Source organism: Azospirillum sp. TSH58 (assembly GCF_003119115.1).
Taxonomy (GTDB): Bacteria; Pseudomonadota; Alphaproteobacteria; order Azospirillales; family Azospirillaceae; genus Azospirillum.
The window spans coordinates 430,681-444,600 of record NZ_CP022369.1; the positions used below are offsets into that span (position 1 = coordinate 430,681).

10 protein-coding genes and 1 pseudogene are annotated in these 13,920 nt (G+C 64.0%); 4 read left to right on the top strand and 7 right to left on the bottom strand.

Going from position 1 to position 13,920, the window contains the following annotated elements; genetic code table 11:
* Positions 1-92: 92 nt before the first annotated feature.
* Positions 93-3,287 (bottom strand): PAS domain-containing protein, encoded by a 3,195-nt coding sequence (locus tag TSH58p_RS32250; RefSeq protein WP_109069067.1) that lies wholly within the window; start codon positions 3,285-3,287, stop codon positions 93-95.
* Between the two features lie 687 nt (positions 3,288-3,974).
* On the opposite strand from TSH58p_RS32250, the gene TSH58p_RS33485 reads away from it, so the two are divergent.
* The 3 genes from TSH58p_RS33485 to TSH58p_RS32255 all read left to right on the top strand — a co-directional run bounded on the left by TSH58p_RS33485 (position 3,975) and on the right by TSH58p_RS32255 (position 5,398).
* Positions 3,975-4,142, top strand: a complete 168-nt coding sequence (locus TSH58p_RS33485; protein WP_158282575.1) for a hypothetical protein — start codon at positions 3,975-3,977, stop codon at positions 4,140-4,142.
* A gap of 162 nt (positions 4,143-4,304) precedes the next feature.
* A complete protein-coding gene (locus TSH58p_RS33760) occupies positions 4,305-4,460 on the top strand; it encodes a hypothetical protein (RefSeq protein WP_199230072.1) in 156 nt (51 codons plus the stop codon).
* Positions 4,461-4,687: 227 nt separating this feature from the next.
* Entirely contained in the window at positions 4,688-5,398 is a 711-nt protein-coding gene (locus TSH58p_RS32255) for an IS6 family transposase (RefSeq protein WP_109069068.1), read from the top strand.
* A 467-nt stretch (positions 5,399-5,865) separates the two neighbouring features.
* Here the strand turns inward: TSH58p_RS32255 and TSH58p_RS32260 are convergent, their stop codons facing one another.
* The gene (locus TSH58p_RS32260; RefSeq protein WP_109069069.1) at positions 5,866-6,933 is read right to left on the bottom strand and encodes a hemerythrin domain-containing protein; all 1,068 of its coding nucleotides are present in this window, start codon (positions 6,931-6,933) and stop codon (positions 5,866-5,868) included.
* Positions 6,934-7,180: 247 nt separating this feature from the next.
* Between TSH58p_RS32260 and TSH58p_RS32265 the strand changes: the two genes are divergently transcribed.
* A protein-coding gene (locus TSH58p_RS32265) for an IS3 family transposase (RefSeq protein WP_109069070.1) occupies positions 7,181-8,361 on the top strand; the annotation gives its coding sequence in 2 pieces (ribosomal slippage) (positions 7,181-7,475 and positions 7,475-8,361; 1,182 coding nt in all).
* A gap of 94 nt (positions 8,362-8,455) precedes the next feature.
* Here TSH58p_RS32265 and TSH58p_RS32270 read toward each other — a convergent pair.
* The 5 genes and pseudogenes from TSH58p_RS32270 to TSH58p_RS32285 all read right to left on the bottom strand — a co-directional run bounded on the left by TSH58p_RS32270 (position 8,456) and on the right by TSH58p_RS32285 (position 13,771).
* Entirely contained in the window at positions 8,456-9,367 is a 912-nt protein-coding gene (locus TSH58p_RS32270) for a recombinase family protein (RefSeq protein WP_109069071.1), read from the bottom strand.
* 599 nt (positions 9,368-9,966) lie between these two features.
* A complete protein-coding gene (locus tag TSH58p_RS34385) occupies positions 9,967-10,800 on the bottom strand; it encodes a GNAT family N-acetyltransferase (protein WP_247873923.1) in 834 nt (277 codons plus the stop codon).
* Between the two features lie 171 nt (positions 10,801-10,971).
* Positions 10,972-11,370 (bottom strand): annotated as a pseudogene (locus TSH58p_RS34770) (TniQ family protein); the annotation flags it as partial.
* On the bottom strand, positions 11,370-12,242 hold the full coding sequence (locus TSH58p_RS32280; RefSeq protein WP_109069073.1) for a TniB family NTP-binding protein: 873 nt from the start codon (positions 12,240-12,242) through the stop codon (positions 11,370-11,372). The pseudogene TSH58p_RS34770 and the gene TSH58p_RS32280, both read right to left, overlap by 1 nt.
* Complete coding sequence (locus TSH58p_RS32285; RefSeq protein WP_109469632.1) at positions 12,239-13,771, bottom strand: DDE-type integrase/transposase/recombinase; 1,533 nt, start codon at positions 13,769-13,771, stop codon at positions 12,239-12,241. Before TSH58p_RS32285 ends, TSH58p_RS32280 begins: the two co-directional genes overlap by 4 nt.
* Positions 13,772-13,920: the final 149 nt, after the last annotated feature.

A 13,920-nucleotide genomic window follows, 5' to 3' on the forward strand; every position in this document is an offset into this window, starting at 1 on the left:
AAAGCGAAGGCGTGTCCACAACGGCGTGATACGAGCAGGATGGCCTTTGCCGAACCCGGTGCGGATCGAACCAACTCGGCGATGAGGGCGGGTCAGCTGCCGAGAAGCTCCTGCACGGCGGCAAGGAGTTGATTGGAGGCGACGGGTTTGCGGAGGAATGTCACGCCAAGGTCCGTGGCGTCACGTTCGCTGTCAGACCCCATATCCCCGGTCAGAATGATGCCGGGTATCGGATGGCCAGCCTGTGCGCGGATGGAGGCAACGGCGTCCGTTCCGACTTCGCCTCCTCGCAGTCGGTAATCCGCGACGACAAGGTCCGGCGCACGCTCCATGTCTCGCAGACCTTCGAGGGCCTGTGCCGTGGACCCGGCGATGACGACCTCGTAGCCCCACTCCATGAACAATGTCCGCAACCCGGTGAGCACAATCACGTCGTCATCGATCAGAACAGCCAAACGCCTTTGCCCGTCGGCCGTTACAACCGGCTTGGGCAGGGGTGGACTTGTCCCCGCGGCGCCCGCAAGGGGGACGTCGACCACAAAGGTCGATCCACGCCCCGGTTCGGAGCGCACGGTCACCGGGTGATCAAGCAGTTGGGAGAGCCGCTGCACGATGGCCAGCCCCAGACCCAACCCTTGGCTCCGGTCGCGCTCCGGGTTGTTGACCTGATGGAACTCTTCGAACACGCGGCCCAACTGCTCGGCGGATATGCCGATTCCACTGTCGTGAACCTGGATGCTCACGCGGTCGGGAGCGATGTTGCAGACGACCCGCACATAACCTTCAGGGGTATAGCGCAGAGCATTCTCGACGAGATTGCGCAATATGCGACCGAGCAGCACCGGATCGCTTCGCACCGCCAGAGCTGGTCCGGGGTCGGTGACATGGAGTTCCAGACCCTTGCTCGCCGCGATCGGTGAATAAGCGGCTCGCATCTCATCCAGCAACGACGCAAGCGGCATGTCACGGACCTGAGGCACAATCGTTCCGACATCCAAGCGAGAAACGTCGAGCAGGCTGTCAAGCAGAGCCTTCAACGTGTCCAAGGCACGCTCCAAGGCCATCAGCGACCGGCGGCTCCGGTCCTCGCGGACATGAGACTGCAAAACGCCGGCGAACAGCAAAGCCGACTGGAGCGGTTGCCGCAAATCGTGGCTGGCGGCAGCCAGGAATCTGGACTTGGACTGGTTGGCTTCATCGGCCAGAGTCTTGGCATCCCGCAGAGCCTGCTCCATCGCCCGACGGTCGGTGACGTCCATGTTCATGCCGCTCAGGCGGACTGGACGACCGCTGCCATCATGTTCCGCCCGTCCCACTCCCAGTAACCAGCAGACCCCCTTTTCCGGATGCGAGATGCGAAACTCCGCCTGGTAATCCGGCCGCCTGCCTTCGAGCACGTCCTGCACGGCCTGCCGCAACACCGGGTGATCGTCCGCAACAACCAGGTCATAGAACGCGGGTTCACTGGGGTGGAAGGTCGTCGGATCGACGCCCAACAGACGGTACATGCCGTCCGACCAAGTCACGACGCCAGTGCGGAGATCGAGATCCCACAGACCAGCGTTTGCGGCGTTCAAGGCAATGGCGAGATTCCTCTCGCTCCGCTGCAAGGCCGTTGCCACGGACTTGCGCTCGGTGATGTCGATGTTCAGGCCGCTCATGCGCAACGGCGTGCCGTCCGTGTCGTAATGGACGCGCCCGGTGGATAATACCCATCGGACCGCCCCATCCGGGAGCATGATGCGGTATTCCAGTGCGAGATAGGGCTTCCGTTCGCTGAAGAGCTGCGCCTGAGCCGCGGCAGTGACGGCTTCGACATCGTCCGGTCTCACTGTACGAAGCCAGGATTCCAAGCAGGGAGCATCGCTCTCCGGGTCCAAGCCGAACAGGCGATAACTGCCCTCCGACCAGTGCCCGCGCCCGGTGCGCAAATCCCAGTCGAAACTGCCGGCCTGAGCCGACTGCAGGGCCAAGCTGAGGCGTTCGTTGCTTGCCCGAAGCTCCTCTTCGGCCATCGTCCGTCGGGAAATGTCCAAAAGATGGACGGTCAGGCCCCTCGGGGTGGGAAACGCTCGGAGCCAGAACCAGCGGCCGGTCTGCGGACCGCGGAATTCGACGTCCACCGGAACCCGTTCGGTCATGGACCTGTGCAACTCATCCGCCAACTGGCCTTCGGCGAGTTCGGGAAAGGCGTCCCACAGCCGCATGCCGAGCAGGTCGCGGCCTTGAGCGACCAGGGTCCTGGCCATGTCGTTGAGTTCGAGGAATCGCCAGTCCCGATCGAACTCGATGAAGCCATCCACGGTGTTGGCCAGCAACACGCTGACTTTGCGGGCGGAGTGTTGGGCCTCTTCGCGCACTCTCAGGAAGCGGCGTATACCCCACAGGGCGCCGAGGCCCGTGGTCAGGAGCAGCCCAAGAAAGATGGCCACGGTCCAGAAGGTTGCGGTGTGGATGGGACGCATCGCCGTCGCTTTGTCGAGCCCGACGTGCAGATACAGGCCCCGGGCACCCGACGTTGCTGGTGAATAGGCAAACACCCGTGGCCGACCGTCCATCCCCGCCAATTCAGCCACACCTTTGGTCGCCTCGCGCAACAAAGGACCGAACGGTTCCGGCAACAAGCGGCCGGCCAGTTCCGGTGCGTCAGGGATGGTTGCGAGAACCGTTCCGTCACGGTCGGCGACAAGGAGACAGGTGTTGTCCGGCAAAGATTCCTGCGTGAGGGACTCCCGCAGCCAAGCGGTGTCGAGAAGTGCCGCAATCACTCCATGGTAACCTCCATCCTCCCGGCGATGGGCACGGGCGAAGGGAATGGCGGGTTGTCCCGTGATCGGCGATCGCATGGACTGGCCTGTGACGATGCCATCGGTGCTCGCCGCATCCTGGAGGAGCCGACCTGCAATCACCCGCCCCACCGTCATGGAGTCCGTCGAGCACCATACGGCACCGTTCGCGTCGGAAATTTCCATTGCCATGTAGCTCGGATACTTGGCCCTGATCCGGGACATGACCTCCTGGCAGGCCGTGGCGTCCATACTCCCCACCCCCGCTTCGGTAAGAGCGAACAGGATGTGATGGATGTCCTGTATGATCCGTCTTTGTTCCGCGTCCACAAGGTCGAGAAAGTGGCTGGCATCCTGTCGAAGCTCGGCCTCACGGGCCGTATGAAGCTGCATGATCGGAAAGAGTTCGAACGCCAGCAACGGAGCAGCGATGAGCAGGAGGAATGACAGCAGGCGGTTGGCTTTTTTACGAGGCGCTCGCTTCTGTAAGGACTTCAGCAATTCCTGTCTCCAAGGGCCGACCTTTTCTTCCCTGGAGCATTATACAAAAATACACCGGTATGTGATTAGATAAAAATGCGGCCGCCTAAAGGATAGGCATCGGCGTATGCCTTGAGGCAGAGCTGTCAGTCCTATCATAAACCGTCTCTACTGCTTTCCCGCACTCCATCCGGAAAAACCCCTTCCTGTGAAAATCAATTTTCACTCCTGCAGGCTCGCAGAACTTTTTTGAGCAATTGTTTTGCTTCCCAGCGCTGGATTATATTTCCTTGGCGCAGCACCATCTCGGCGTAATTCTTCGCCATAGAGGAAAAACACAGGATGCCTTCTTTTTGGGCAGCCTCGTCGGAGCATGCATACTGAGCCTGACGGAGGCATAAGTAAGCGGTCCGGCACCCATCGAGCGCTATGCTTGGCGGAAAATCGACCATCGTGCCGAGCCTCGTAGAAGTAATATTGAACAAATTTTGCGCAAGATAACCAGGATGGTGGCGAACGATTCAGCGTGATTCGCGTTTTCAGATGAGTGACCTCATGATTGCTACCTCTTGAGCTGCAACGCTGACCATCGCCCCGCCGCGAACCGCTCGTGATGAGCAGCTGCCTGTGAAGGCGCCTATTCAACTCCGGCGCATCGGGTGGTTCCCGCGAAAGAGCGTCGCATGATCAGACCATAGGCACCAAGCGGTGGTCCGGCCAGGACTCGGACTCAAGAGCTATCACACCGCTCGGCAGACCATCGCCGGCGAACAGATCGTCGCCATAGTCCGTTACGGGCAGGTCGCCGCTGCTCCCATCAACACCATACCGGCCCCGTCGCCCTTCATCGAGGCCCTGTTCGGCGCGATCACCTGACGGCGCCGATACCGCGGTCCCGCGTGCCCACCATCCGATGTGCGACCGAATCCGATGAAGTCCAGCTGCTTTTGACGACGATCAAGGCTGCCCGTTCTCCACGCTCGCAGCATCCATATCGCGCCCGAACCACCAACCGATTCGACGGAAGCGACAGTGCCAATGAATGAAGCCCAAATCGGACTGCTGATCGTCTCGCCGCTGCTGGTCGGCATGGTTGTACTGTTGTATCGCCAGGGTGTTATGACGCGAAGCGGCGCAGCGCTCGCCGCGCTGGCTTCAGTCGGCACGGTCGCGTGGCTCTTCTTTACTCAGTAAATTGTATCCGTTTTCGAGATGACAACGACAGGGGGAATGGTGGTTGCCCTCGTCAGAACGCAAACACTGCCGATCGTCGTTGTGACCAGTTGTGGGAGGTGGTTAAAGCGGCGATGCCAGCGGAGATCTTCGCACCACCCTGGACAAACGGCTCAATGGGATTTGCGGGCACCGTCAACTTGTTGACCCCCAGTTGCCGGGGCGGGCCGTGCGGGGTATGGGACGGCATGACGACGCGCCCCGATCCCCGCTACGCCGGCTACCGCTATCCCGCCGAGATCATTGCGATGGCGGTCTGGCTGTACTTCCGCTTTCCGCTCAGCCTGCGGATGGTCGAGGAGCTGCTGGCGGCGCGCGGCATCACCGTGAGCTACGAGACGGTGCGCCAGTGGGCTCGGAAGTTCGGCCCCGAGATCGCCACCCGGTTGCGCCGACGGGCGCCGCGCCGGGGCGACAAGTGGCACCTCGACGAGGTGGTCCTGACCATCGGCGGCCGCAAACATCACCTGTGGCGGGCCGTCGATCAGGACGGCTTCGTGCTCGACGTGCTGGTCCAGAGCCGGCGCGATACCAAGGCGGCCAAGCGTTTGCTGCGCAAGCTGCTGAAGAAGCAGGGCCGGGCGCCGCGGGTGCTGATCACCGACAAGCTGAAGGCCTACGCCGCCAAGCGGGCGATCATGCCGGGGGTGGAGCACGGCCAGCACAAGGGACTGAACAACCGGGTCGAGAATTCCCACCAACCCACTCGTCGGCGCGAATGGCAAAGAAAGCGCTTCAAAGACCCCGCCCAGGGCCAGCGTTTCCTCGCCATTCACGACCCGATCGCCAACCTGTTTCATCTCCGCCGCGACCACAGTCCCGTCACTGACTATCGGAAGGCCCGCGCCCAGGCGTTCCAGGTCTGGGCCGAAGTCGTCGGCGCACCACTGGCGGCGTAATCCGCAGACGGTTGCCGCCCGCCGTCCTCGCTCTGCCCGGTGTTCGATAAGTTGATGGTGCCTCCGCACCTTCTCCGCTGGCGTGTAATTCCGCCGCCGCTCCGTTCCTGTCAGAACCTCGACCCGCTGATAAGCCATGACGTTTGCAACTCGTTTGCGTCCGCGCGATGACGCGCCACGCAAACCTCAGACGCCGGCCCCTACTTTGCCAAGGCGGTGCTTACCGGAGGCGTACGAAGGTTGGGGTGATCCAGGAGATGATCACCGGCGCCACCCGGTTTTTCGTGCCGCACGGCGGGCCGGGGGTGATGGCGAAGGTGATCCAGTTCCGGCCCGTGGTGGATGGGGGAATAGCGGGACGCTAAGCCCCGCTTCAAATTTGGGATACCGTGAACCGTCTCGCCAAACAGCTTTGCCTTACACGGCGGCTCGCCCCCGTTGGAAAGCCGCCGTGACAGTCTGCGCGCCTATCGCCGTGAGCGCAGACCGTTACCCTTTTCCTGTGCTCTCTCACCAGCGTCATGAGCGCTGCACGTCATGCCTTGCATGGCTCGCATGGCGATCTGGCTCATTCGCTCGCCCACTTCCATCATGGCCTGCATGTTGTCCTGCACATATCGGCTCTGCACCTCTACGAGTTGCATCGGGGTGGCGCTATGCGCAAAAGCTTGAGACGCACGTTTGCTCGTTTCAACAGACTTGTTCATCCAATCCATCCAGGCATCAACCACCTCGCGGGTGGCGTCGGCGGTCGCCATCGGCAGGGCGGCCATAGTCTGGATGGCGGCGCGAGACGGTAGCGCCGTATCGGCGTAGCTTCTGGCCGTGCGAGTCATGGTCGAGGCCGTCTGTTGTGCCGCCTGGCCGATGAGGCCCGCCGCTTGGCGCGAGGCTTCCGTAGCGACCTCAGCTCCGGCCTGCGTCAACGTCCCACCGGTCTTCAGCGCCTGCACGCTGCCCTCCGTCATCGCTTCCGCTGGGCGCGTCAGCGCGGCACTCGCTTCACGGATGCGTTGCCTTTCAGCCTCCACGCGCTCCGCCTCCTCGCGTTCGCGGCGTGCGGCGGCACGACGTTCTTCGGCTTCGTCGCGCTTGGCTTCTTCGATCCTGGCCCGGCCAGCCTCCAGCTTCTCGGTGACTGCCTGCGCTTCTTCCTCACTCAGCGCTTTGCGCACGGCCGGCAACAGCTCTTTGCGCTCGTCGCGTACGTGCTGCTGAAAGACCTTCTTCAGCGCCGTAACCTTTTGAGCGAAGCCATCATCGTCCTTGGGCGTACGCTCCAGGTCGGTCAGCAGCGCGCGAACCTGCTTGTTGTCGTTGATTGCGTCCGCCACCAAGTCCTTGGTTTCTCTGTGTTTCTTTAGGACTGGGAAGAGATGTTGCTCTTCCAGACGTGCTTGAACTTCCAACTCTTCCTTCAACTCGGCCAGCAGCTTCTCGCGGGTTTTCACCGCGCCGCTGGAGGTGTCGGACAGTTTGGCGAACAGCTCGTTTGCCTTGGCGGGACTGTTTTGAAGCAATTGCGTGATGGTCATCGCATCCTCCCAACCTGTCGGTGCGTCACACTTGCAGAGCAATGTTGCATCGCAACAAAAGCCCAACTCGGGAGCCCTTCAAGAGTTCCCACCTCCAACGGAGGGCGTGCCTCCCTTCGATCGAGGGCGAGGAGTGGGAAAGACCCGTCGTCGTGCCCTCCATCAGGGACTCCACCATTCTGTCCTGATCTTGCCCCGATTCGGTGGACACCCCTGTTAAGCTCCGATGGGAGCGGGAAGGTGTCTGATGACGAAGATGAGACGGTCCTTCACGGACGAGTTCAAGCGTGAGGCCGTTGCGCTGCTTGACGGCAGCGGCCGTCCCCTGGAGCATGTGGCGCGGGAGTTGGGCCTTCAGCCATCCGTGCTGCGGAACTGGCGCCGGGCGGCCCAGGGTCAACCGCCGCGCTCGCGGTCTGGCGCTCCAGCCGTGCCCGGCGCCGCCACGCCGGCCACGCCGGACGAGCAGGCGGCGGAGATTGCGCGGCTACGGCGCGAGCTCGAGCGCGCCCGGCAGGAACGCGACATTTTAAAAAAGGCCATCAGCATCTTCTCGGAAGCGCCGAGATGAGGTTCCGTTTCGTCGAGGACCACCGGGACGAGTTCCCCGTCCGGCTCATGTGCACGGTGCTCGGGGTGTCCGCCAGTGGGTACTACGCGTGGCGTGGGCGGCCGGAAAGCGACCGGGCCGCTGCCAACCGGCAGCTTCTGGCCGAGGTCCGGCGCGTCCATGGGCGCCACCAGGGCCGCTATGGCAGCCCGCGCGTGCATGCCGCCCTACGGGCAGAGGGTGTCGCCGCCGGCCGGGGCCGGGTGGCGCGGCTGATGCGCCGGCACGGCATCCGGGGCGCGGCCGCGCGCCGATTCCGGCCTGCCACCACGGACAGCCGCCATGGCCTGCCAGTCGCCCCCGACCTGCTGGGCCAAGCGTTCCGGGTGGCCGAGCCCAACCGGGTCTGGCTTGCCGACATCACCTACCTGCCCACCGGCGAGGGCTGGCTATACCTGGCGGCGGTGCTCGACCTGGCGACCCGCAAGGTGGTGGGATGGGCCATGCGCGACCATATGCGCGCCGAGCTCGCCACATCGGCACTGGTCATGGCCATCCAGCGCCAACGACCACCCACGGGCCTCATCCAGCATTCCGACCGCGGCAGCCAGTACGCCTCCCGGGACTACCGCGACCTGCTGCAGGCCGCCGGCATGCGGCAGTCGATGTCGCGCAAGGGCTGCTGCTATGACAACGCGCCCATGGAGAGCTTCTTCCACACCCTCAAGGTGGAGCTGGTCCACCGGACCCGGTTCGAGACCCGTGAACAGGCCCGCCGGGAGTTGTTCGCCTACATCGAGACCTACTACAATCGCCAGCGCGCCCACTCGGCCATCGGGTACATCACACCCGAGCAGGCCGAGCTACGATCCGCGTGAACCCGTGTCCACCAAACCGGAGCAAGATCAGGTCGGGCCAGGCCATAATGATGGTCTTCCCATCAGCCCACTGCGTAAGGCGGCGGACCAACCACTACGCAACGCCCAGGTCTCGTACCAGCCCCTGCTCCTTGGCGCGGTCCAGCAGGTTCTTCACCGACGACCGGCTCCAGCGCAGACCGCCACGCGGCGTGCGCTGCCCCATGCCTTGCAGACGGCGCGCGATGCCGTCCAGCGTGATGCCGGGTTCGGCCCTCACCAGCCCCGCCACCATCAACACGAGGTCATTGCTGTCGACCCGCTTGGGCGCCGGATCGAGAACGTTCTGACGAACCAGTCCCACCGCGGCCAACCGGCGCACGGCACGGATCAGGCTGTTGGGCGTCCATGGCTTACGATCCCACGGCCGGGTCCGCCCCTGCCCCTTCAACGCACGCACGACCTGATCCCACGGTGCCGTTGGGCGCAACGCCTCGACGGTCGGCAGGAACTCCTGGGCGTGCGCGACGACCAGCTCGTCGCGGGCGGTTTCGCGGCCCTGCCGCGCCTTTTCCAGCGCCGCAGGGTCCCGTCGGCGCAGGCCAGGATTGCCGGGTTCCTTGCCCTTGGCCACCGCGGCCCTGAGCCCAGCGATCGAGCGCTCGCGGATCAGCGCCCGTTCCAGCTCGGCCGCGGCACCGAGAACCTGCAGGGCAAAGCGTCCCTGCGGGCTGGTGGTGTCGATGGGGTCGCCCAGCGACTTGAAGGCGATCCCGCGCTGCCCCAGGCCGTCGATCACCTCCAGCAGATGGAAGAGCGAGCGCGCAAGGCGGTCGATGCGCGCCACCACCAGCGTGTCGCCCCGCTTCAGGCTGGCGAGCGCCTTGGCCAGCACCGGGCGGTCGCGGTCGCCGCCCGACGCATGCTCCTCAAAAATGACCGAGCAGCCCGCCTGCTTGAGGGCGAGGATCTGCGAGTCCGTGGACTGTTCCTCGGTGGAGACGCGGGCGTAGGCGACGAGGGCCATGGGGCCTCCTGGGCGGTTCGGGCGGGAAAACGCCCGCCAGCCCCCTTTGTACAGAATGTCAGTTGATCTTATCCACCCGGATGAACATGGAGGCATGGTCTGGAACGGCGAAAACGGCACCGCCCGCCGCCCGCCCGGCCGGTCCCAGCGCGCGATAAAACGCCAGTGAGCGCCGGCTGGTCGGAGGCCGCGGAAGGCGACGAAAGCCGCACGAAACCAGCTGCGGAATGGATCCGGCGGCGGTGACAGCGGCTCTCGTTCGAAAAGGACCACTGGCAGATCAACGACATAGCAGCGAGCCAAAGGCCAACCGAGGACGCTTTTCGCATGAACTGCCCGCATTTCGCACGATCCGGTCTGCAAAACGGGGGCAGGCAGGGTGTCGAAGCCCTAGGAATCTGGCTTTTCGCACGAACCACCCGACGGCGACAGGCGACAGGGCCGCCGGGCCGCCGGGCCGCCGGGCCGCTGGCGGCATGAGCAGGAAAAGGGACTGCGATCTATAGGAAGTTATCACCACAATTTGTATCATCTTAGCGAGTCTGTCTGCCTGCACCACTACACTGCGCAAGCGCCAGAGCGTTGCCTGCACTCAACGGTCAAGTTTCAGTGGTGGCGCGGATATCAAAGCTCCAAAGCGGAGCCGTGTCAGTCGGGCTCCAACCGGCCCGCCCGAAGTCGGTGTAGTTGGAATAATGGACTTCCGCCTCGAGCCGCCTCCCCCCGCGGCGTGCAGCCAGCTGAACGCAACCTTCCAGAAGAACGGCGAAGAAGTCCGCCTCGGCCGTGGGCTCGACAAAAATCTCCACGAGGCGTCCGATCCACACCGTCCCGACACCGACAACCCGGCCGTCCTCAATCCCCACAGCCAGCGGCTGTTTGGTTTCAAGGATGCTTCGCCACCGAAATGCAGCGAAGTCCTGCAGCAACTCGTAGTGGTCGGGCCCTTTTCCAGAGCGGGGATGCGCGTCCAGCAGTGCCAGCAAGTCACGGCAAAAATGCCGAAGCGCAGGAAGGTCGGAACCGATGGCCGGTCGAACGCACCGGACGGGGGCGCCGAGGCGGTTGGTCGGTGATAAAAGAAGCAACGGCTTTCGTGGGCTTGGCGTGTTGCGCGCCGTTTCCTCGCAGAACCCTCTTTGATGCAGCCGCTGAAGCATCAAGGCCCTCAAGCGACCACGACAGATCGCGTTCACCCGCGCTCGGATGCTGTCCCAAACCACGGCACTCCCTATCGATCCGGACGAGGCGTTCATTGGCTGAGGAACCTGCTCGCGTGGAGCGACCTCCAAGGCGCTCATATCGGAGTCGAGTACGGACAACACGCGCGCGGCGGATGCGACTGCCCGCTCAAGCCCGATCTCCCCCGGCAGTTCGGTAATGACCTCGATGAGGGCTTGCGCGAGGAGCGCTTGCGGCGACGCGTGATCCATTCGCTCGTGCCGCAGATCAGAGCGGCACGTCACACAACACCACAGCGGCCGCCGATTTCGCCCACCAAGCACGGACAGCGGAGATTGGCACCTCCGGCAGCACGAATTGAGCCATACCTGATGCTCTGTACAGACCCGAAACAGCGTTCCCCGCCATTGCCAGCGGACGTAGGGGACGGGGTCCGCCGCCCAGCAGCGTGGACAAAAGCGTGGGTTGCGCAGCGAGCCCGTCCACATCAATGAGATGGTCGGGGAAAAGCGTTGCGCTTGCTCGAACCGCTTGGCCGGAATTCCGGTCCGCCGTTCGAGGCGCTCCAAGAAGCGGGGCGGGACGTCCGAATCGAGATCGGCCGTGTGGCGGCCAAGGATCCTACGAAAGCCGAGAAGGAGGGAGTCCGGCCCCATCGCGTTCGCCCAAGCGTAACGGCTGAGCCAACTGCTGAGGAGTTCACCCTCAATGGGAGACGGATCCGCGGCCCAGGATTCGCTCCCCTGGTCCGGGCAGCCTTGGTCCAGCGGCTCGCAGGCGTAAACCTCATCGTGACTGACACTCGGCAACCGCTCCACCATCAAGAAAGCCCACGCAGCTCGCCGGGCCCGAACCGCTTCGAGGGCGGCTCCAACTTCAGAGAGTCGAAGAGAGCCAGAGTGATCTGCTCCTCACCCGTTCGGACCGCCGCCACGGCCGCTGCGGCGACGTTCTGCACGATGTCGCCGATCAGCCCCTCGGCCACCAGGAAGAGCCGTTTGGCCAGTGCCTCGTCGGTGAGCTCGGATTTGCGGCGCAACGGCAGGGCTCGCACCAAGCTGTTCAGCAAGCGTGCGTAATCGGCGTCGTACTGCCACCGCGGTAAAGACCGATTGGTCAGCCGCGTGCGCAACTCGCCATCGTTGTGGATCGTTTCCGCCAGCGACCGGTCACCGATCAGCACCGGCGACATGTCCCAGCGATGGCCCATGACCCGGAGCAGCGTGTGGAACTCCTTCGCGGCGCTGCCCCGGAAGCCATGGTGCGCATCGTCGAAGATGAAGACACGTGGTTCATATTCATCGAGCAGGGCTTCCAACTGGTGGCGCCGCCCCTCGATCGTTCGCTGCGTCGGATCGGGCACCCGCCCCATAGCCCGGATCATGCCGGTCAGAAATTCCTGCCGTGTGGCCTCGGTCGGCAGCTGGTAGTAGTGCGACGGACGAACCTGGACGGTTTCCATGCTGAGGAACTTGTCGGCGACCATCGTCTTGCCGTTGCGAAACGGCCCACACACGACGACTCCGGTCGTCCGGGTGGATTTCGGGCGTTCCCGCACCTGGGTCAGCGCGTCGAGAGCCCGGATTGCCGCAGGGTAGCCGATCCATCGGTTCGCCTCGATCGCGGCACAACGCTCCCCAGTCCCCAGCGTCTCTAGTTGCTGGCGCGCCTCGTCGCTGAGATGGTCGGTCATGAGTTCCCCCAGGGTTCGACATCGAAACAGTCCTCGACCGCCGGCAAGCGGCCCAGCCCATCGCCGGAGGTTTTGAGGCGGTTGAGCGCCATCTCCGCCGCGTGCGGCTTGGGAGCCTCACCGGCGACGCGTGCAGCTAAGGCCCCGCTGGCAGCCTTTCGACTGTGGCCCGGCTTTCGTCCGGCTCCCGCCGTCGGCGTCAGGGCCGCGTCGACCATCTCGCGTGACTTTCCCCGCTCCACCCAGCTGGTTTCCGCTTCGGCCCGCTCCCGCTCGTTCTGCGCCTCCAGCTCCCAAGCCGTCAGGGGAGTGAGCACCCCGTCAGCCCGCGGGACCACAACCCACGAGTCCCAGGACGGATGCCGAACGTAGATGTGGCTGACGTCGTTGCGATTGACCTTGATGCGAAGTGCCTCCCGGCCACGGTTGGCGTAAAGCTCGGCCAACCTGGGATCGTCCCCATTCCAGTAGGTGAGCCCGAAAGCTGGGATTCCCTTGCTCGACAAGCGGCCCGTATGTTCCGGCAGGAAGGCAAGCTGCACCGCCTCCCAATCAACGACCAGGAGATGCTCGGGAATTCGCGTGGCATGCTTGGCCCATTCGAGGTCGGGGCGTTTCCGCGTCTTCTTGTCCATCTCCCCATTGCAGATTCGGAACGCTGTGATGGCGACGGCCTTCTCGATCTGTTCATAGGTGAGGCAGGCCCGCTCCTCAGCCGGATACTCGCCCCGGTCGGCGGGGGAGCGGCCGGTCCGGCCGCGGCCCTTGCGGAGCTGCTGATTGATCGAGCCTTGAAGGCGCTCGACAACCCCTCGGATGTGCGGCTCGCCCCGCCGAGGCTCCACCGTGATGCGCAGATCCTCCAGGCATTTGTTGTCTTGCAGGGACTTGTACCAAGCCGCCCGGTCCGAAATGATCCGCTCAGGCCGGCCGAAGGCGTCCGTGGCCTCAATGCCGAATTTCTGGAAATAGGCCGCTTTCGGCCGGATAGCGTGTTGAATGCACAGCCCGATCGCCTCCCGGTTGGCCGACCGCGGCCACAGCCAGAAGCCCAGAATCATGTGGGTGAGCACATCGACAAGCACGATGACCCAGAGCCGCTTCAGCAGGTTGCCCGCCTCGTCGACGGCGAGGATGTCGATCTCCGTCTCGTCGATCTGGCAGGCCTGAAGCGGATAGTCGGGCACCAGCGAGCCGCCGCGCCGCCGGTGCTTCCGCACCGCGGTCCGATCACCGCGCCGACGCGCAACGTCCTCCGCCGTCCAGTGCTTCCAAAGGCGGTTCTTCACCGTGTTGAACGAGACCGGCTTCAGCCCGGTTTGCTCCAGGCGGCCATTGATGATTATGACGGCCTCGTTCAGCGAACACCCTTCAAGGGTCAGGTGCTTTTCGTCGAGGATCGCTTTAACGATGCCTTCGGTCTCTGGTGGCAGCCTCGGGCCGCGGCCGGAATCGTCCCGCAGCAGGTCCCGGACCAGGCGACGCTCGCCGTATCGGCGCAGGTAGCTTCGGATCGTCTGCGGGGTCACGTCCCTGAACGTGGTGTAGGAGCTGTGGGGAGCCGGCCCGCCGAAGCGCCCCCAGAGCTGGCGTAGGCGGGCCGGTTTTCCACAGCGGGGCGGTCATCGTGGGTCTTCGGTAGAGTCTGGTCACCACACCTCAACCCGACCGAAGGGTG

Bases quoted from the DNA above. Each gene is read 5' to 3' on its own strand.
- TSH58p_RS33760 (WP_199230072.1), top strand. From the start codon at position 4,305: ATGAATGAAGCCCAAATCGGACTGCTGATCGTCTCGCCGCTGCTGGTC.
- TSH58p_RS32260 (WP_109069069.1), bottom strand. From the start codon at position 6,933: ATGACCATCACGCAATTGCTTCAAAACAGTCCCGCCAAGGCAAACGAG.
- TSH58p_RS32280 (WP_109069073.1), bottom strand. From the start codon at position 12,242: ATGACCGACCATCTCAGCGACGAGGCGCGCCAGCAACTAGAGACGCTG.
- TSH58p_RS34385 (WP_247873923.1), bottom strand. From the start codon at position 10,800: ATGGATCACGCGTCGCCGCAAGCGCTCCTCGCGCAAGCCCTCATCGAG.
- TSH58p_RS32255 (WP_109069068.1), top strand. From the start codon at position 4,688: ATGACGACGCGCCCCGATCCCCGCTACGCCGGCTACCGCTATCCCGCC.
- TSH58p_RS32270 (WP_109069071.1), bottom strand. From the start codon at position 9,367: ATGGCCCTCGTCGCCTACGCCCGCGTCTCCACCGAGGAACAGTCCACG.